At 71.2% G+C, this 18071-nt stretch carries 20 protein-coding genes and 4 tRNA genes; 18 read left to right on the top strand and 6 right to left on the bottom strand.

Annotation, left to right across the window (positions count from 1 at the left end; translation table 11 throughout):
- Window positions 1-2: 2 nt before the first annotated feature.
- Together KSE_RS15920 and KSE_RS15915 are read left to right on the top strand one after the other, a co-directional pair.
- Window positions 3-302 carry an IS3 family transposase gene (locus KSE_RS15920; protein ID WP_014137296.1) on the top strand — a complete coding sequence of 100 codons (300 nt, stop codon included), beginning with the start codon at window positions 3-5 and terminating at the stop codon, window positions 300-302.
- Window positions 299-1171: an IS3 family transposase gene (locus tag KSE_RS15915; RefSeq protein WP_014136338.1), complete on the top strand. Its 873-nt coding sequence runs from the start codon at window positions 299-301 to the stop codon at window positions 1169-1171. The genes KSE_RS15920 and KSE_RS15915 overlap by 4 nt, the downstream gene beginning before the upstream one ends.
- Before the next feature lie 37 nt (window positions 1172-1208).
- On the opposite strand, the gene KSE_RS15910 is transcribed toward KSE_RS15915, so the two are convergent.
- Both KSE_RS15910 and KSE_RS15905 read right to left on the bottom strand, forming a co-directional pair.
- On the bottom strand, window positions 1209-2816 hold the full coding sequence (locus tag KSE_RS15910) for a hypothetical protein (protein WP_148283104.1): 1608 nt from the start codon (window positions 2814-2816) through the stop codon (window positions 1209-1211).
- Between the two features lie 250 nt (window positions 2817-3066).
- Entirely contained in the window at window positions 3067-3555 is a 489-nt protein-coding gene (locus KSE_RS15905) for a YajQ family cyclic di-GMP-binding protein (RefSeq protein ID WP_014136336.1), read from the bottom strand.
- Between the two features lie 214 nt (window positions 3556-3769).
- Here KSE_RS15905 and KSE_RS15900 point away from each other — a divergent pair.
- Window positions 3770-3850 (top strand) — tRNA-Tyr (locus KSE_RS15900).
- Window positions 3851-3925: 75 nt separating this feature from the next.
- Here KSE_RS15900 and KSE_RS15895 read toward each other — a convergent pair.
- The gene (locus tag KSE_RS15895) at window positions 3926-5179 is read right to left on the bottom strand and encodes an amidohydrolase family protein (RefSeq protein WP_014136335.1); all 1254 of its coding nucleotides are present in this window, start codon (window positions 5177-5179) and stop codon (window positions 3926-3928) included.
- Between the two features lie 263 nt (window positions 5180-5442).
- Between KSE_RS15895 and KSE_RS15890 the strand changes: the two genes are divergently transcribed.
- The 9 genes from KSE_RS15890 to KSE_RS15855 all read left to right on the top strand — a co-directional run bounded on the left by KSE_RS15890 (window position 5443) and on the right by KSE_RS15855 (window position 10657).
- A tRNA-Thr gene (locus tag KSE_RS15890) sits at window positions 5443-5515 on the top strand.
- A gap of 42 nt (window positions 5516-5557) precedes the next feature.
- Window positions 5558-5630: transfer RNA gene (locus KSE_RS15885), tRNA-Met, on the top strand.
- A gap of 83 nt (window positions 5631-5713) precedes the next feature.
- The gene (gene rpmG / locus KSE_RS40020; protein ID WP_006604855.1) at window positions 5714-5878 is read left to right on the top strand and encodes a 50S ribosomal protein L33; all 165 of its coding nucleotides are present in this window, start codon (window positions 5714-5716) and stop codon (window positions 5876-5878) included.
- Window positions 5879-5979: 101 nt separating this feature from the next.
- Window positions 5980-6438, top strand: coding sequence for a MaoC family dehydratase N-terminal domain-containing protein (locus tag KSE_RS15880; protein ID WP_014136334.1), 459 nt, complete (start codon window positions 5980-5982; stop codon window positions 6436-6438).
- The gene (locus KSE_RS15875; RefSeq protein ID WP_014136333.1) at window positions 6435-6863 is read left to right on the top strand and encodes a MaoC family dehydratase; all 429 of its coding nucleotides are present in this window, start codon (window positions 6435-6437) and stop codon (window positions 6861-6863) included. Before KSE_RS15880 ends, KSE_RS15875 begins: the two co-directional genes overlap by 4 nt.
- A 181-nt stretch (window positions 6864-7044) precedes the next feature.
- On the top strand, window positions 7045-7632 hold the full coding sequence (locus tag KSE_RS15870) for a TetR/AcrR family transcriptional regulator (RefSeq protein ID WP_014136332.1): 588 nt from the start codon (window positions 7045-7047) through the stop codon (window positions 7630-7632).
- Window positions 7633-7713: 81 nt separating this feature from the next.
- On the top strand, window positions 7714-9120 hold the full coding sequence (locus KSE_RS15865) for a DHA2 family efflux MFS transporter permease subunit (protein WP_014136331.1): 1407 nt from the start codon (window positions 7714-7716) through the stop codon (window positions 9118-9120).
- 60 nt (window positions 9121-9180) lie between these two features.
- Window positions 9181-9576 carry an antibiotic biosynthesis monooxygenase gene (locus KSE_RS15860; RefSeq protein ID WP_014136330.1) on the top strand — a complete coding sequence of 132 codons (396 nt, stop codon included), beginning with the start codon at window positions 9181-9183 and terminating at the stop codon, window positions 9574-9576.
- Window positions 9577-9628: 52 nt separating this feature from the next.
- Window positions 9629-10657: a UDP-N-acetylmuramate dehydrogenase gene (locus KSE_RS15855; protein ID WP_202523861.1), complete on the top strand. Its 1029-nt coding sequence runs from the start codon at window positions 9629-9631 to the stop codon at window positions 10655-10657.
- Between the two features lie 78 nt (window positions 10658-10735).
- Here the strand turns inward: KSE_RS15855 and KSE_RS15850 are convergent, their stop codons facing one another.
- The 3 genes from KSE_RS15850 to KSE_RS15840 all read right to left on the bottom strand — a co-directional run bounded on the left by KSE_RS15850 (window position 10736) and on the right by KSE_RS15840 (window position 13439).
- Window positions 10736-10930, bottom strand: a complete 195-nt coding sequence (locus KSE_RS15850; protein ID WP_014136328.1) for a DUF1272 domain-containing protein — start codon at window positions 10928-10930, stop codon at window positions 10736-10738.
- Between the two features lie 148 nt (window positions 10931-11078).
- Window positions 11079-12107, bottom strand: coding sequence for an adenosine deaminase (locus KSE_RS15845; protein WP_014136327.1), 1029 nt, complete (start codon window positions 12105-12107; stop codon window positions 11079-11081).
- Between the two features lie 93 nt (window positions 12108-12200).
- A complete protein-coding gene (locus tag KSE_RS15840) occupies window positions 12201-13439 on the bottom strand; it encodes a pyridoxal phosphate-dependent aminotransferase (RefSeq protein ID WP_014136326.1) in 1239 nt (412 codons plus the stop codon).
- 310 nt (window positions 13440-13749) lie between these two features.
- Here KSE_RS15840 and KSE_RS15835 point away from each other — a divergent pair.
- The 6 genes from KSE_RS15835 to KSE_RS15810 all read left to right on the top strand — a co-directional run bounded on the left by KSE_RS15835 (window position 13750) and on the right by KSE_RS15810 (window position 17891).
- Window positions 13750-13822, top strand: a tRNA-Trp gene (locus KSE_RS15835).
- 139 nt (window positions 13823-13961) lie between these two features.
- Window positions 13962-14330, top strand: coding sequence for a preprotein translocase subunit SecE (secE, locus tag KSE_RS15830; protein WP_014136325.1), 369 nt, complete (start codon window positions 13962-13964; stop codon window positions 14328-14330).
- A 179-nt stretch (window positions 14331-14509) separates the two neighbouring features.
- Window positions 14510-15457 carry a transcription termination/antitermination protein NusG gene (gene nusG / locus KSE_RS15825; protein WP_014136324.1) on the top strand — a complete coding sequence of 316 codons (948 nt, stop codon included), beginning with the start codon at window positions 14510-14512 and terminating at the stop codon, window positions 15455-15457.
- A 166-nt stretch (window positions 15458-15623) separates the two neighbouring features.
- Window positions 15624-16058 carry a 50S ribosomal protein L11 gene (gene rplK / locus KSE_RS15820; protein WP_014136323.1) on the top strand — a complete coding sequence of 145 codons (435 nt, stop codon included), beginning with the start codon at window positions 15624-15626 and terminating at the stop codon, window positions 16056-16058.
- A 78-nt stretch (window positions 16059-16136) separates the two neighbouring features.
- Complete coding sequence (rplA, locus tag KSE_RS15815; protein ID WP_014136322.1) at window positions 16137-16859, top strand: 50S ribosomal protein L1; 723 nt, start codon at window positions 16137-16139, stop codon at window positions 16857-16859.
- A 234-nt stretch (window positions 16860-17093) separates the two neighbouring features.
- The gene (locus KSE_RS15810; protein WP_148283103.1) at window positions 17094-17891 is read left to right on the top strand and encodes a hypothetical protein; all 798 of its coding nucleotides are present in this window, start codon (window positions 17094-17096) and stop codon (window positions 17889-17891) included.
- The last annotated feature ends 180 nt before the right edge of the window (window positions 17892-18071 follow it).

Below are 18071 nucleotides of genomic sequence, written 5' to 3'. Positions count from 1 at the left end.
GCATGGGGAAGAAGAAGCCGCGCCCTCGCCGCTCGTTCACGCCGGAGTTCAAGGCCGAGATCGTCGAGCTGTGCCGACGCGGCGACCGTTCGGTCGGCCAGGTCGCCAAGGACTTCGATCTGACCGAGACCGCGGTGCGTGACTGGATCAAGCAGGCGGAGGTCGACGCTGGCCAGCGCGATGGCCTGACCAGCGACGAGCGCGAGGAACTGGCGAGGCTGCGGCGGGAGAACCGCCGTCTGCGGGAGGACGTCGACATCCTCAAGCGCGCCACGGCTTTCTTCGCGAAGGAGACCCGGTGACGGTGCACCCGTTCATCGAGGCGGAGAAGCAGGCAGGTCACAACGTCAAACGGGCGTGCGAGCTGCTCAAGGTCTCCCGTGCCGCCTTCTACGCCCGCCGCACCGTCACCCCCGGCCCGCGCGCGGTCCGGGACGTCGAGCTGACCGAGAGGATCACGGAGGTCCACGCGACCTCGCGCGGCAGCTACGGTGCCCCTCGGATACATGCCGCACTCCAACGCGGCGGCGAGCGGTGCGGCCGCCGAAGGGTCGCCCGGCTAATGCGGCAGGCCGGACTGCAGGGCCGGCACCGCCGACGGCAGCAACGCACCACCATCCCCGATCCGCGTGCTGCCCTGCGGCCGGACCTGGTCCTGCGGGACTTCCAACCCGACCCGACCGCCCTCGATGCACGGTGGTGCGGCGACATCACCTACATCCCGACCGACGAGGGCTGGCTCTACCTCGCCACCGTCATCGACATCGCCTCCCGCCGCGTGGTCGGCTGGGCCACAGCCGACCATCTGCGGACCGAACTCGTCGCCGACGCCCTGCGAGCCGCCTGCCACCAGCGGCACCCGAACGGGCCGGTGGTCTTCCACTCGGATCGCGGCTGCCAATACACCGGTCGTGAATTCGCCGATCTGGCAGGCAAGTTCAACATTCAGCTGTCAGTCGGCCGGACCGGCCAGTGCTGGGACAACGCACTCGCCGAGTCCTTCTTCGCCACCATCAAACGGGAGCTGATCGGCGACCGGCCCTGGCCCAGCCGATCCGCTGCCCACAGCGCGATCTTCGAGTGGATCGAAGCCTGGTACAACATTCGCAGGCTGCACAGCAGCCTCGGCTACCGCAGTCCCGCCGAGTACGAGACCGTCCTCGCGGCCTGATCACCACACCGCGGGTGTCCGTCAAAGCGGAGCAAGCTCAGGCACTGAGCAGGATGACCGGCGGTGACTTCTCCAAGCCAAGCTCGACGTACGGCTGACCCCCAATGACGAGGGCCGCTGCGGCGCCTGCAATCGTGCCATGGGCACTGATGATCAGGATGTCCGGGTTGTGCTCCCTCACAGCCCGGCGAAGCGCTTCCAACGACAGGGTGTCTGCCAGATGGAGTGTGAGGCCCTCAACGTTGGCGTTCCTCTGCTGCACAAACGTCCAGCCACGTCGGGATTCCGCTCCGACGGGGTCGCTCGCGGGAATGCACTCGGCTACCAGCACGCTGATGCGATTGTTCCAGTCGACGATGGGCGAAGTGGCAGCTCTCTGGACCGTACGGGTTAGCGGGAGTAGTGGCTCGTAAGTGATGGGCAGGCGAGCTGCCAGCGGGGCGGTGTCCCCAGGCATGGTTACGAGGCCCAGCGGGAAGTTGGAGAAGATCGTCAAGGAGGAGGCGCTACGGACCGCCTCGACGACGGCCTCGGTGAGCAATGGCCTGACGGCGGCGTCGAACCTGCTTAGCAGTTTCCGTACCGAGCGTGGACGATCTTGGGTTGCATCCCTGAAGTGCCTCTCCAGCTGTGCGAGGAGGGTGAACGCAGTCGGGGGAACGGACGGCATCATTAGGCCTGGACCCCCGTTGGCGACTGCCCGCCGGGTGAGAACGAACTCCATCGCGGCCCGTTCGAGCAGGGCGTCAGGCCGCTCCCCGATCCTGGGCGACCAGGTGTCGTCTACATCAAGATCAGCCATCGGGCGCAATTGCGCCCTCAGCTGGGCAGAGTAGGCGCGGCGGACGTAGGCGGGAGGCACGCCGGGAAGGGCTAGAGATGTGGAAATTTGCCGGCGGCTGGCCGTCTCCCTGACAGCCTCGGCGAGGTTCAGATCCGGCGACTCGAATGATTCCCCTCGACGGTCCAGCTCGGCTGCGGCAGCGACGAACAGGCGATCATGGATGGATCGGCGAACCAACGCGACAGGTTGGGCGTCGGGTTCGGGTTGTTCGGATGGCCGACCGAGTCTGCGCATCAGCAGGCGGTGCGGTAGATCGACAGCAGCTAGATCGAGGCGGCGGGTGAGCGCTGGCACGCCTCCCAACATGGGTCTACCGAACGAGAACCGCTCGTGGATGGCTCCCCAGTGGGCGTTGATGCTGTCGTCTGACAGGGCAGAGACGGGCGAGGCCGGCAGCACGAAGTTGAGGTCGCCAGCACGCTTTGCGGTCCGGTCGAGCAGGTGGTCGGGGCACACTGCGAGAACTGGTTGCCACAGAGGGCCGAGGGCGCGCTTCTCGAAGAGGTCGATGGGCATGAGCAGGATGTTGTGGCCCATCGAGAGCTGATGCGTTCCTTGCAGCAGCCAAGGCTCCATCTCAACCAGGTCAAGACGAGACTGGGGCAGATGGAGGCAGTACCACAGGCCCGGAAGCGCTGTAGCGACATCGCGTGCCAGGCCGTGAGGTATGGCTGTGCCCGCAGCGCTGTTGAGTGGTGCCGATATGACGGGGGGCTCGTGGACGGACTCGCCGCCATCAGGTTCGAACACCGCGCAGTACAGGAACGGTTGATGGATCGTTGGCTCCTGCTCCGCTGTCACCCCGGGAGGGTACCGCGACCGCATTGCCTGGCTGCGGGCTTCGATTGATCACGTCAGCGCTGCTGCGATGATCCGCAAGGGAGGTGCAGCCCTGGGTGTTCACCCGGCGCACCATCGGAATCGCGCGGTGAGGTTCCGGCGCACAGGAAAGGCGCATCGAGGGCGCTGATCTTGGCTGGCTTCAGCGTTGTGCCCTCGATGTGCCCTCCCGGGCCGAAAAGCTAGCGTTCCCGCAGGTCAGCGGGGTTTGCTAGCGGTAGTTGACGAACTGGAGCGCGAAGTCCAGGTCCTTGCCCTTGAGCAGGTTCTGCACGGCCTGCAGGTCGTCGCGCGACTTCGAGCTGACCCGCAGCTCGTCGCCCTGGACCTGCGCCTTGACGCCCTTGGGGCCCTCGTCGCGGATGATCTTCGCGACCTTCTTGGCATCCTCGGTGGTGATGCCTTCCTTGATGTCGGCGAAGATCTTGTACTCCTTGCCGGACAGCTGCGGCTCCGCCGCGTCCAGCGCCTTCAGCGACAGCCCGCGCTTGACGAACTTGGTCTGCAGCACGTCCAGGATCGCCCGGACCCGCTCCTCGCCGTTGGCCTTCATCTCGATCTTCTCGCCGGACCGCTTGATCTCGGCGCCCACGTTCTTGAAGTCGAACCGGGTGGCGATCTCGCGGGAGGTCTGGTTGATCGCGTTGTCGACCTCCTGCCACTCGACCTTCGAGACGATGTCGAAACTGGAGTCGGCCATGGGTGTTGGTCTCCTTGCACTACAGGCTGCACGGTCGCGTCGCCCGCCACCGGCGGGCGACGCCCCAGCCTATCCAGCCCCCCGGGCCCCCGCCCGCAACAGCCGCGCGCCGACCTTGATCACCGGGTGACGTAACCAGGTGGCGGACCACCCCCCAACATCAGGTATCGTTTACGACGTCGAACGGGGCAGTGCTCCGCGAGACACCATCCCTGGCTGGTTGCCCGAGCGGCCAAAGGGAGCAGACTGTAAATCTGTCGCGCAAGCTACGCAGGTTCGAACCCTGCACCAGCCACTGGATAGTGAAGAAGCCCCCGGGCCGCGGAAACGCGGCCCGGGGGCTTCTTCGTTCTTCCGGCGTGCCCCGGGCTCAGCCCGGGTGGTTCTGGCGGGGGAGGGCCAGGGTGACGGTGTCGGCGAACTCGCGGACGGCGCTGGTGCGGGAGACGATGCGGCCGCAGTGGACGACCAGGCGGGAGTGGCCGCCGGAGAGGGCGCCGGTCAGGCTGTCGCCGCGGATGGCGAGGAGTTCGGCGGGGAAGCCGGCGTCGACCCGGACCGGGGGGAGGCCGAGGGCGGTGCGGGCCTGGGCGGAGACGGCGTCGTAGGCGGCTTCGGGGGAGAGCGCGCCGCCGGCGGCGAGCAGTCGGGCGGCGTCGAGGGGGTCGGCGCGGCCGACCGGGTTGGAGGCGTCGCGCAGGCCGCCGCCGCCGGCGCTGAGGGCGACCCGGGCCTGCGCGAACTCCCGGACGAGGGTGGGGCGCAGGCCGATCGGCGGGCCTTCGAGGCCGGTGCAGCCGCCGTTCTGCGGCAGGCAGACCACCCGGACGCCGGCGCCGGCCAGCAGGTCGGCGCCGCCGGGCGGCAGTGCGCTGCACGGGCCGAGGGTGACCCGGGGCCGGTGCGGGGCGAGCGCGGTGACCAGGCGGGCGAGCTGGGTCGGGTCGGCGGCGTCGGTGTGCAGGTCGACCGGGCAGTCCGCCTCGGCGGCGGCGTTCAGCAGGACCTGCGCGTAGCCGACCGGGTCCGGGTCGAGGTCGGGGCAGCCGCCGGCCGCGTCGGCGCCGAGTTTGAGCGCGTCCCGGAGCAGGGCCCGCCCGTTCGCCCCGGCCCGGCCGGTGAGCAGCCGGGGCATCGCGACGGCCTGCAGGTCGGCCAGTCCGCGCAGCGCCTGCCGGGCGGTGAGGACGGCTTCCAGCCGGCTCAGGCCGTGCGCGTCGCCGATCCGGACGTGGGTGCGCTGGGCGGTGGCGCCGTAGCCGAGCGAGGTGAGCGCGGACTCGGTGGCCCGGCGGACCAGTTCGGCCGGCCCGTCGGCGGGCGGCGCGGGCAGGGCGGCGGAGAACGCGCTGTCGTAGTGTCCGTGCGGTTCGGCGGGGGCGGGCAGCAGCAGGTAGCCGGACAGGTCGATCCGGGCGCCGGTGGTGACGGTGGGCTGGCCGGGCAGCGCGGGCATCGGTCCGAGGCTGCCGACCGTGCCGACGGCCTGGATCCGGTCCCCGCTGATCCGGACGTCCACCACCCGCCCGTCCAGCAGTCGCGCCCCGGTGAGCAGCAGGACCGGCCCGTGCCCGAGCGGGTTGGCGGCCGGCGGCGGCTGGGCGCCCTCGCTGCGTTCGCTCATCGGCCCGCTCCTCCAGTCCGGTCGACCGCCCGGCGCCCCCGTGGACGGGGCGTCCGGGAGATCACTGACGGTCGAGCCTAGGCCGGGTTCGGGCGGGACGGTCGGAGGCGGGCGTCGGGACGTGTCGGGCGCGTTCCGGTTGCGGCGGCGGTCGAACGGGTGTCGGGTGACGGCTCGTCAGTGCGGGCCTGCCGACCTGCGGAGATCCGGCGCGGATACGGATTTCACCTCTGGCCCGGAACCGTGTAATCTCTTCCTCGTTCGCCCCTATAGCTCAGTCGGTAGAGCGTCTCCATGGTAAGGAGAAGGTCTGCGGTTCGATTCCGCATGGGGGCTCTGGTGAAGAGTTCCTCGCTCCGGTGAGGTTCCGATCATCAAAGCGGTGTAGCTCAGTTGGTAGAGCAAGCGGCTCATAATCGCTGTGTCACCGGTTCAAGTCCGGTCACCGCTACCCCGCGTAGTCGATCGGGGGGAACACTCCCGATCGGCTACTCTTGTCTGTGTTCTTATTCGTTGTCCCAGGAAGGCACTCCCGTGGCTGCCACCGACGTCCGCCCGAAGATCACGCTGGCCTGCGTGGAGTGCAAGGAGCGGAACTACATCACCAAGAAGAACCGGCGTAACGACCCGGACCGTCTTGAGATGAAGAAGCACTGCCCGCGTTGCAACTCTCACACGGCGCACCGCGAAACCCGCTGACTTTGCCTCGACTCCAGGCCGCACCCCGTCACGGGGTGCGGCCTGGAGTCATTTCCGCATGACGGAGCCGGTCGCACCGGACGGACCTGAGGAGTTGCCCCATGCCGCTCGACCCCTCGTTCATCGGGCGGACCTACCCGCCCACCGAGCCGTACGAGGTCGGCCGGGAGAAGATCCGCGAGTTCGCCGTCGCGATCGGTGACGCGAACCCGGCGTACGTCGACCAGGAGGCCGCGAAGGCGCTCGGGCACCCGGACGTCATCGCCCCGCTGACCTTCCCGTTCATGCTGAGCTTCCGGGCGGCCGCGCAGGTCGTCGAGGACCCCGAGCTCGGGCTGGACTACAGCCGGGTGGTGCACGGCGACCAGAAGTTCGTCTACACCCGTCCGGTCCGGGCCGGCGACCGGCTCTCGGTCACGATCTCGATCGACGCGATCAAGTCGCTGGCGGGCAACGAGGTGCTGACCATCCGCGGCGAGGTGGGCGACGTGAGTGGCGAGCACGTGGTGACGTCGATCATGACGCTGGTGGCGCGCGCCGCCGAAGCCGGAGGGGAGTGACCGTGGCGGTCCGTTTCGATGAGGTCCAGGTCGGCACCGAGCTGCCGGCCCGGTCGTTCCCGGTCACCCGGGCGACGTTGGTGCAGTACGCCGGTGCCTCCGGGGACTTCAACCCGATCCACTGGAACGAGAAGTTCGCCCTGGAGGTCGGCCTCCCGGACGTCATCGCGCACGGCATGTTCACCATGGCCGAGGCCGTGCGGGTGGTGACCGACTGGGTCGGCGACCCGGCCGCGGTGGTCGAGTACGGCGTCCGGTTCACCAAGCCGGTGGTCGTCCCCAACGACGGCGTGGGCGCGACCATCGAGGTCGCCGCGAAGGTCGCCGCGCTGCTGGAGGACAACAGGGTGCGGGTCGACATCGTCGCGACCAGCGCGGGGCAGAAGGTCCTGGGCATGGCCCGGGCGGTCGTCCGGCTGAGCTGAGCCGAACCGAGCCGAGTCGAGTCGAGCTGATCCGGGGCGCGCGTGCGTGCCGCGGCGTACGGGGTCGGGGGCTTCGCCTCCGGCCCCTGCGCCGTTCCCGGGCGGGCCGGAAGCGGGCCCGAGCTGGGCGCTTGCCAAGTTATTGGCCAATCACTAATCTCTGGGTGTGGCCAGGAACAGCATGCGGATGTCCGCCGAGGAGCGTCGCGAGAGCGTCGTCCGGGCGGCCATGGTGGAGTTCGCCCGTAGTGGCTACCGGGGGACGTCCACCGAGGCGATCGCCCGCCGGGTGGGCGTCTCGCAGCCGTACCTGTTCCGGCTCTACCCCAACAAGCAGGCGATCTTCGAGGCGGCGGCCGAACACTGCATGGAGGAGACCTGGCGGGTCTTCGACCGGGCGTCGGAGGGGTTGTCGGGGGAGGCGGCCTGCGAGGCGATGGGCGAGGCGTACCTGAGCCTGGTCGAGGACCGCGAGCAGGTGATGATGCAGATGCAGATCTACGTCTCGGTGTTCGCGGCCGAGTCGGCCGGCGACGGCGGGGTCGGGGAGATGGCCCGGGCGGGCTGGTCCCGGCTGTTCGAGCGGATCGAGGGGCGGATCGGCGACCGGGCCAAGGCCGCCGAGTTCATGGCCCACGGGATGCTGATCAACACCCTGGTGGCGCTGGGGTACCCGTTCGAGGACCGGCTCTGGACGGCGTTCCTGGAGCTGAACGGCAAGATCGCGGAGCGGGAAGAGCAGCAGCAGGCGGGGGCCGGGGAAGGCTGAGGCGCTCCGTCGACGGCGGCGGGCGCCCTTTTTTCGGCCCACAAAAGTTATTGATCAATCACAACCTTGGGGGAAGCGCAGATGAACAGGCAAGCCGTCTGGACCCTGGTGGTCGTCAGCGTGGCCAGCTTCATGGCCGGACTCGACAACCTGGTGGTCACCACCGCACTGCCCGCGATCCGCACCGACCTGGGCGGCGCGCTCGCCGACCTGGAGTGGACGGTCAGCGGGTACACCCTGACCTTCGCGGTCCTGCTGATGCTCGGCGCCGCCCTCGGCGACCGCTTCGGCCGCCGCCGGATGTTCCTCGTCGGGCTGACCGTCTTCACCCTCGGCTCGGCGTCCGCCGCGCTCGCCCCGACCATGGGGACGCTGATCGCCGCCCGCGCCGTCCAGGGCGTCGGCGCGGCGATCACGATGCCGCTCACCCTCACCCTGCTGACCGTCGCCGTTCCCGCCGCCCGGCGCGGCATGGCGTTCGGCATCTGGTCCGGGGTCAGCGGCCTCGCCGTCGCCACCGGACCGCTGATCGGCGGCAGCCTCACCGAGCACTTCTCCTGGCAGTGGATCTTCTGGGTGAACGTCCCGGTCGGCCTGCTCCTGCTGCCGCTCGCCCGCGCCGTGCTCGCCGAGAGCCGCGGCGAGAACCCCCGGCTGGACCTCCCCGGCACCCTGCTGGTCAGCGGCGGCCTGTTCGGCGTCGTCCTCGGCCTGGTCCGCGGCAACCCCGACGGCTGGACCGACCCGCTGGTGCTCACCGCGCTGACCGCCGGCGTCCTGCTGCTGGCCGCCTTCGTCGGGTACGAGATCCGCTGGGCGAAGCGGCCGATGCTGCCGATGCGGCTGTTCCGCAGCCGGGCGTTCAGCGCCGTCAACGCGGCCAGCCTGCTGATGTTCCTCGGCATGTTCGGCTCGATCTTCCTGATCAGCCAGTACTTCCAGGGCGTCAACGGCTACACCGCCGAGCAGGCCGGCGTCCGGATGCTGCCGTGGACCGCGATGCCGCTGCTGGTCGCCCCGTTCGCCGGGATCCTCACCGACCGGATCGGCGGCCGCTCCATCGTCGTCACCGGACTCGTCCTGCAGGCCCTCGGCCTGCTCGGGCTGGCCCTGCTCGCCGAGTACTCCGAGGGGTACGGGCCGCAGGTGCCGGTCCTGATGGTCTGCGGCGTCGGGATGTCCCTCTACTTCGCCCCCACCGCCAACCTGGTGATGGCCAGCGTCCGCCCCGCCGAGCAGGGCATCGCCTCCGGCGCCAACAACGCCATGCGCGAGGTCGGCGGCGCGCTCGGAGTGGCCGTGCTGTCCGCGGTCTTCTCCGCCCGGGGCGGCTACGGCAGCACCGCGGCCTTCACCGACGGACTGGTCCCCGCGCTGCTCGTCGGCGCCGGCGCGATCGGGGCCGGCGCGGTCGCCGCCGCGCTCGTCCCGCGCCGGCACGGCCTCCGCCCGGCCGGGGCGGTCCGCCCGGAAGCCGTACCGGCCTGAACCGCCGCGCACCGGCCGGACACCACCGAGCACCGACCGAGTAGATAGAGGAGAACCACCGTGTTCGCCCTGACCCTGCCCTGGACCCCCGGGCCCGCCGCGCCGCTGCCGCCCGAGCGGCCCGTGGTGATGGCCGCCGAACTGCGGGTGCGCGGACTGCGGCACGTGCCCGGCTTCCTCCGGCAGTCCCTGAAGGTCCGTGCCCAGGCCCGCCGGGCCCCCGGCTCGCTCGGCGTCGCCCTGCGCACCGCGCCGCTGCGCCGCACCTTCTGGGTGCTCTCCGCCTGGAGCGACCGCGAGGCGCTCACCGCGTTCGTCCGCTCCGGGACCCACCAGCGGGCGATGACCGGGCTGCGGCCCGTCATGGAGCACTCCGCGTTCACCAGCTGGCGCGCCGACACCCCGGCCGCGCCGGACTGGGCGGAGGCGGGCCGGCGGCTGGCGGACGCCGCGTAGCGGTCCGCCGGGAGCCCGCCGGCTGGCATACGCTGGGGCGGTGATCGAGGAGATGGATGTGCCGCTCGCGCCGTTGACCACGCTGCGCTTGGGCGGCCCGGCGCGGCGGCTGGTGACGGCGCGGACGGACGCCGAGGTGGTCGCCGCGGTGCGGGCGGCGGACGAGGCGGGCGAGCCGCTGCTGGTGCTCGGCGGCGGGTCGAACCTGGTGATCGGGGACGCCGGCTTCCCCGGCACGGTGGTCCGGATCGCCACCGAGGGCTTCGCGCTGGACGGCCCGCTGCTGGAGCTCGCCGCCGGCGAGGTCTGGTCGGACGCGGTGGCCCGCACCGTCGCCGCCGGGCTGGCCGGGATCGAGTTCCTGGCCGGGATCCCCGGCTCGGCGGGCGCGACGCCGGTGCAGAACGTGGGCGCGTACGGCCAGGAGGTCGCCGAGACCATCACCGAGGTGGTCGCCTACGACCGGCTGCTCGGCGAGAGCGTCACGCTGTCCGGCGCCGACTGCGCCTTCTCGTACCGGCACAGCCGCTTCAAGGCCGACCCGGACCGGTACGTGGTGCTGCGGGTGCGGTTCCGGCTCGCCGACGAGGGCGGGCTGTCCTCGCCGGTCAAGTACGCCGAGGTGGCCCGCTCGCTGGGCGTCGGGGCGGGCGAGCGGGTGAAGCTGTCGGAGGCGCACGCCGAGGTGCTGCGGCTGCGGGCCGGCAAGGGCATGGTGCTGGACCCGGCCGACCACGACACCTGGTCGGCGGGCTCGTTCTTCACCAACCCGGTCCTGACGGACCGCCAGTTCGCCGCGTTCACCGCCAGGCTGGGCGACCTGCGGGCGCCCAGCTACCCGGCGGGGGAAGGCCGCACCAAGACCTCCGCCGCCTGGCTGATCGACAACGCGGGCTTCCGCAAGGGCCACGGCAGCGGCCCGGCCACCCTCTCCACCAAGCACACCCTCGCCCTCACCAACCGCGGCTCGGCCACCACCGAGGACCTGCTGGCGCTGGCCCGCGAGGTGCGCGACGGCGTGCGCGCGGCGTTCGGCGTCGAACTGGTCAACGAGCCGGTGATGGTCGGCGTCAGCCTCTGAACCGCCGGGGCGCCGGACGCCGTCCGGCGCCCCGCCCGGCGCGGGGACGGGAACCGGGACCGCGGAGGGGCCTCCGGCTCAGGACCCGCCGTCGGCCCGGGCGCGGCGCGGCCGCGGCAGGAGCTCGCCGCCGCAGTTGGGGCACACGTGCCGCATGGCATCGCTGCAGGCCGGGCAGAAGGTGCACTCGTACGAGCAGATCCGGGCCGACGCGTCCGGGGGCAGCACCGCGGTCTCGCACCTCTCGCAGCGGTCGCGCATCGTCAGGGCCATCGTTGCCTCCACGGATTCCGGGCGTCCGCCGGCGGCCGGACCGGCGCCCATCCTCGGTGCAGGGGGTCTCGGGCGGCAAGTACCGCCGCGGCCGGACCGCCGCGAGATCCTGCCACCGCCCGCCCGCCCGCCGCACGGGCCGGAACACCTAGGCCGGCTCCTCCACCAGCCAGGCGTCGATCTCGCCCAGCAGTTCCTTCAGCACGTGCTCGGGGGCGCGCGAGGAGCGGATCGACTGGCGGGCCAGTTCGGCCAGTTCGGCGTCGGTGAAGCCGTGCGCCGCGCGGGCCAGCAGGTACTGGTCGGCGAGCCGGGAGCCGAACAGCAGCGGGTCGTCGGCGCCCAGCGCGAGCGGCACGCCGGCCTCGAAGAGGGTCCGCAGCGGGACCTGCTCGGGGCTGTCGTAGACGCCGAGGGCGACGTTGGAGGCCGGGCAGACCTCGCAGGTCACCTGCCGGTCGGCGAGCCGCTGGAGCAGCCGCGGGTCCTCGGCGGCGCGCACGCCGTGGCCGATCCGGGTGGCGCCCAGGTCGTCCAGGCAGTCCCGGACGGAGTCGGGGCCGGCCAGCTCGCCGCCGTGCGGGGCGGCGATCAGGCCGCCGCCGCGGGCGATGGCGAAGGCCCGGTCGAAGTCCCGGGCCAGGCCGCGGCGCTCGTCGTTGGACAGGCCGAAGCCGATCACGCCCTGGTCGGCGTAGCGGACGGCGAGCCGGGCCAGCGTCCGGGCGTCCATCGGGGACTTCATCCGGTTGGCCGCGACCAGCACCCGGATGCCGACGCCGGTCGCCTCGGACGCCTCCCGGACGGCGTCCAGCACCAGCTCCAGGGTCGGGGTCAGCCCGCCCAGCAGCGGCGCGTACGAGGTCGGGTCGACCTGGATCTCCAGCCAGCGGGAGCCGTCGGCGCGCTCGTCCTCGGCGGTCTCCCGGACCAGCCGGCGGATGTCGGACTCGTCGCGCAGGCAGGAGCGGGCGGTGTCGTACAGCCGCTGGAAGCGGAACCAGCCGCGCTCGTCGGTGGCCCGGAGCTTGGGCGGGTGCTCGGAGCTGAGCGCCTCGGGCAGCCGGATGCCGTGCTTGTCAGCGAGTTCGAGCAGCGTCGCGGGGCGCATCGAACCGGTGAAGTGCAGGTGCAGATGGGCCTTCGGCAGGCTCCGGACATCACGCTGGCGATCCATTCACCGATCCTGCCGCAAAACCCCCCGAAACAGGAACCGCCCCCCGTACCTCGCCCGATCGGGTGAGGTACGGGGGGCGGTGCTGACGGGAGGTCAGTCGCGGGCCTCGCCGAGCAGCTTCTGGATCCGGCTGACGCCCTCGACCAGGTCGGTGTCGCCGAGCGCGTAGGAGAGCCGCAGGTAGCCGGGGGTGCCGAAGGCCTCGCCCGGGACGACCGCGACCTCGGCCTCGTCCAGGATCAGCGCGGCCAGCTCGGCCGAGGTCTGCGGGCGCTTGCCGCGCAGCTCCTTGCCCAGCAGGCCCTTCACCGACGGGTACACGTAGAACGCGCCCTCCGGCTCGGGGCACAGCACGCCGTCGATCTCGTTCAGCATCGCCACGATGGTGCGGCGGCGGCGGTCGAACGCGGTCTTCATCTCGTCCACCGCGGCCAGGTCGCCGGCCACGGCGGCGATCGCCGCGCGCTGCGCCACGTTCGAGACGTTCGAGGTCGCGTGCGACTGCAGGTTGGCGGCGGCGGCCACGACGTCCTTCGGGCCGATCAGCCAGCCCACCCGCCAGCCGGTCATCGCGTAGGTCTTGGCCACGCCGTTGACCACGATGCACTTGTCGGCCAGCTCGGGCAGCAGGGCCGGCAGCGAGGTGAAGGTCGCGTCGCCGTAGACCAGGTGCTCGTAGATCTCGTCGGTGAGCACCCACAGGCCGTGCTCCAGCGCCCAGCGGCCGATCGCCTCGGCCTCGGCCTCGGTGTACACCGCGCCGGTCGGGTTGGACGGCGAGACGAACAGCACGACCTTGGTGTTCGCGGTGCGGGCGGCCTCCAGCTGCTCGACCGAGACCTTGTAGCCGGTGGTCTCGTCCGAGACGACCTCGACGGGGGTGCCGCCGGCCAGCTTCACGGCCTCCGGGTAGGTGGTCCAGTACGGGGCCGGGATGATCACCTCGTCGCCCGGGTCGAGGATCGCGGCGAAGGCGTTGTAGATCGCCTGCTTGCCGCCGTTGGTCACCAGCACCTGCGAGGCGTCCACCTGGTAGCCGGAGTCGCGCAGCGTCTTGGCGGCGATCGCGGCCTTCAGCTCCGGCAGGCCGCCGGCCGGGGTGTAGCGGTGGTTCGCCGGGTCCTGGCAGGCGGCGACTGCGGCGTCCACGATGTAGCCGGGGGTCGGGAAGTCGGGCTCGCCGGCGCCGAAGCCGATGACCGGGCGCCCGGCGGCCTTCAGGGCCTTGGCCTTGGCGTCGACGGCCAGCGTGGCGGACTCGGCGATGGCGCCGACCCGGGCGGAGACCCGGCGGGCGGCGGGGGAGACGTTCTCGGGGGTGGGTGCGCTCATGGGGTGAATGCTCCCAGACCGCACGGGCGGCGGGCATCGCGGTTCTCCGGTCTCCGTCAGACCGCTCCGGCGTCCGCCGCGCGCTCCCGGACGATCTCGGGCGGACGGTGATCGGAGCCGGAGGATCTCGGGCGGAGGGCGTCGAAAGTCGACGAATGTGGATCTCGGTGAATGAGGTTCGACCAATCGGCGAAGAACCCGTACACTCACTGCTCGATGGCTCCCGAAGTGCGGATCCTTCGACCGGGTACACCACACGGTCGGGCGGATGCGGTAGGTTGGGGGACACGCCGGAGCCGTGAGGCTCCGAAGGGCACTAGCTCAATTGGTAGAGCACCGGTCTCCAAAACCGGCGGTTGGGGGTTCGAGTCCCTCGTGCCCTGCTGCTCGATCCGTTCCAAGCCCGTTCGCTCCGAAGAGCGAGCGGGCTTGATGCGGAGAGGGCCCCACCCCACAGCTTTCGCCGGATCGCCCGTGCAGCAGGCACGGACCTCCGCAGGACCGGGATTCAGGTGAGGACGAGTGACGGAGACCACGGGCTCCACCGCAACGCCTGAGAGCGGCAACCCCGAGGGGGCCGAAGGCGCCGCGGACGAGACCACCAGCACCGAGGACGGCAAGAAGTCCCGGCGCGAGCGTCGGCGCGCCAACAAGGCGGCCGGTGGCGAGGGCGGCAAGAAGTCCGGCAAGCGGGCCAAGAAGGGCCTGTTCGCCCGGATCGCGATCTTCTACCGCCAGATCATCGCGGAACTCCGCAAGGTGGTCTGGCCCACCCGCAGTCAGCTGATCCAGTACACCACCGTCGTCGTGGTCTTCGTGATCGTGATGATGCTGGTGGTCGCCGGTCTCGACTGGGTCTTCGCGAAGGGTGCCTTCTGGATCTTCGGCTGACGCCCGATCCGGCAAAACCCCGCAGGGATCCCCGCAGGTCCCGCACCGAATACTCCACCCCGACCCGGGCCGAATCCTTCGGCCCGGGTCGAGCTGTCGGTGCGAAGGGCAACGGGCGACTACCGTTGAGTCGGTACTGTTGAGGTATCCGTTCCACAACCAGGAAAGAAGCAGCGACCGTGTCTGAGTCCCCCCTGAACGACGCCGACGAGACCGTCCGCGAGGCGGATGTCGCCGCCGAGCCGGACGCGGCCGAGGCTGCCGACGTCGAGTCTCTCGCCGAGATCGTGGACGAGGCGGACGCCGAGGAGGACGAGGTCGAGGCCGCCGACGAGCTGGAGGCGGGCGAGCCCGCCGAGGCCGCCGCCGTGCACGAGGTGGACGACGCCGAGGCCGAGGCGGAGGAGGTCTTCGACGAGGAGGCCGCCGCCGGCGCCGAGGACGCCGAGGACGCTGACGTCGAGGCCGCCGAGGCCGAGGCCGAGGCCGACCAGGCCGCCGAGCCGGCCGAGGAGGTCGAGAGCGACCCGGTCGCCGAGTTCCGCGAGCAGCTGCGCCGCGCCCCCGGCGAGTGGTACGTCATCCACACCTACGCCGGCTACGAGAACCGGGTGAAGCAGAACCTGGAGCAGCGCTCCGTCTCGCTGAACGTCGAGGACTACATCTTCGAGTCCCAGGTTCCGCAGGAGGAGGTCGTCCAGATCAAGAACGGCGACCGCAAGACCATCCGGCAGAACAAGCTCCCCGGCTACGTGCTGGTCCGGATGGACCTCACCCCGGAGTCCTGGGGCGTCGTGCGCAACACCCCCGGCGTCACCGGCTTCGTCGGCAACGCCTACGACCCGTACCCGCTGACCCTGGACGAGGTCGTCAAGATGCTCGCCCCCGACGTGGAGCGCGCCGCCGCCAAGGAGGCCGGCAAGGCCTCGCCGGTGCGCCCGGTCGAGGTGCAGGTGCTGGACTTCGAGGTCGGCGACTCGGTCACCGTCACCGACGGCCCGTTCGCGACCCTGCAGGCGACCATCAACGAGATCAACCCGGACTCGAAGAAGGTCAAGGGCCTGGTGGAGATCTTCGGCCGGGAGACCCCGGTCGAGCTCTCCTTCGACCAGATCCAGAAGAACTGACCCGAAGGTCTCCGGTGCCGGGGCGGGGCGAGAGCCTCCGCCCCGGCACCGTTTTGGTCCAGCGACACCTGACCGGTTAGCCTGGTCCGATGTGTGTCCTGGCGGCCGGGTTTCGCCCCGGGGCCGGGCACATCAGCAATCACCTCTCGGAAGGACCCGGAGAGACATGCCTCCCAAGAAGAAGAAGATCACGGGGCTTATCAAGCTCCAGATCAACGCCGGTGCGGCCAACCCGGCCCCCCCGGTCGGCCCCGCGCTCGGTCAGCACGGTGTCAACATCATGGAGTTCTGCAAGGCGTACAACGCGGCCACCGAGTCGCAGCGCGGCATGATCGTGCCGGTGGAGATCACGGTCTACGACGACCGCTCCTTCACCTTCGTCACGAAGACCCCGCCGGCCGCTCGCCTCATCCTGAAGGCCGCGGGCATCGACAAGGGCTCCAAGGAGCCGCACAAGACCAAGGTCGCCAAGCTGACCTCGGCCCAGGTGCGCGAGATCGCCACCACCAAGATGCCCGACCTGAACGCCAACGACCTGGACGCGGCGGAGAAGATCATCGCCGGCACCGCCCGGTCGATGGGCATCACCGTCGAGGGCTGACCAAGCCCCCGCACGTCCTTCCGTGGTAGGGCCCGCGCGGCCCGTTCCCACGAACTCCATTAACCACCAGGAGCAGCAGTGAAGCGCAGCAAGGCCCTCAAGGCCGCGGACGCCCAGGTCGACCGCGCCCGGATCTACGCCCCCCTGGAGGCGGTCCGCCTCGCCAAGGCGACCTCCACCACCAAGTTCGACGGCACCGTCGAGGTCGCCATGCGTCTGGGCGTCGACCCGCGCAAGGCCGACCAGATGGTCCGCAGCACCGTCATCCTCCCGCACGGCACCGGTAAGACCGCCCGGGTCCTGGTCTTCGCGAACGGTGAGCGTGCCGAGGCCGCGCGTGCCGCGGGTGCCGACATCGTCGGCTCGGACGAGCTGATCGACGAGGTCGCCAAGGGCCGTCTGGACTTCGACGCCGTCGTCGCCACCCCGGACCTCATGGGCAAGGTCGGCCGCCTGGGCCGCGTGCTCGGTCCCCGTGGCCTGATGCCGAACCCGAAGACCGGCACCGTCACCCCGGACGTCGCCAAGGCCGTCAACGACATCAAGGGCGGCAAGATCGAGTTCCGCGTCGACAAGCACTCGAACCTGCACCTGATCATCGGCAAGACCTCGTTCTCCGACGAGCAGCTGGTCGAGAACTACGCCGCCGCGCTCGACGAGGTCCTCCGGGCCAAGCCGTCCGCCGCCAAGGGCCGCTACATCAAGAAGATCGCCTTCTCCACCACGATCGGCCCCGGCATCCAGGTGGACCCGAACCGCACCCGCAACCTCCTCGTCGAGGAGGACCCGGCGGCGGTCTGACCCCGAGTCAGCCCCTCCGCGCGGTCATCGCGTCTCACCGGGCCCGCACCCCTTGGGGGTGCGGGCCCGGTGGCGTTCGGAAAGGGTTTGCGCAGCGTGCGGGGTGGTTCGGTAGAGTCCGGCCCGGACCGGGCTGAGAATCCGATGAGATGGGCCGGCCGCCGGGGCGGGGCGGTGCGCATGGCATCGTGAGGGGGACCGGACGGCGGCGAGGCGGGAAGCGGAGTGATGGCGATGGCGGCACCGGCGCGATGGGCCGCGGCCCTGCTGGCGGCCGTCCTGCTGGGCGGCGCGGCCACCGGCTGCACCGGCTCGGCGAAGACCCCCGACCGGACCGCCACCCCGGCCGGCCCGTCCCCGTCCACCGCGCAGCCCAGCCCGACCGACCGCTCCCCGCACGGGGTGATCCTCTCCGCCCAGCTGGCGCTGCACGACGCCCGGCGGGCCCAGTACACGGCGGTGCTGGCCGGCGAGACCGCCGGGGGCGCGCTGTTCTGGGCGCCCAAGACGGTGCTGAAGTACCAGGCCGCCCCGGACGGCCCGACGCTGATCGTCCTGGACACCTCGGCCTACCTGGGCGGCGACCGGGAGACCGGCGTGCGGCTGGGCGGCCCGCGCTGGCAGAAGTTCTCCAACGGCCGGATCCCGTACGGCGACCTGATCGACCGGCTCAGTCCGGTGGTCGCGGTCGCCGCCGCGGCGGCCGCCGAGGAGCCCCGGCTGATCGGCGAGGAGAAGCTGCTCGACACCACCGTCGAGCACTACCGGGCCACCGTCACCGCGGCCCGGTACGCGGCCGCGCAGACCCAGCTCGACCCGGCCAGGCGGGAGGCGCTGGAGAAGGCGCTGGGCGCCGGCGACGTGGTGCTCGACCTCTGGCTCGACGAGCACGACCAGCTGGTCCGGCTGCGCCGGGCCGCGGCCGAGGTGGACACCGTGGACTACACCGAGTTCGGCGGCTCCGCGATCTCCGTCCAGGCCCCGGCCGAGGCCGACAGCGCCCCCGGGTCCAGCCCGCCGGCGCTGCCCTGAACCGGATTTGGTCAAACCCGGCGGATCCGGTTAGGCTGGCCGAGCCAAAGACCGCTGGTTGTCGCCGCGCTCCCGAGAGGGTGGGCGGTACCGAAGGGTCCGCACTCGTGCGGGCCGCCCGCGCAGGTTGTGGAGCAGAGTGGAGATCTCCGGGCCGTTCACGGTCCGTCGAGGTCATTG

This window comes from Kitasatospora setae KM-6054 (assembly GCF_000269985.1).
GTDB lineage: Bacteria > Actinomycetota > Actinomycetes > Streptomycetales > Streptomycetaceae > Kitasatospora > Kitasatospora setae.
Note: the sequence above shows the minus strand (reverse complement) of the source record. Positions and strands in the feature narration are given on the sequence as shown.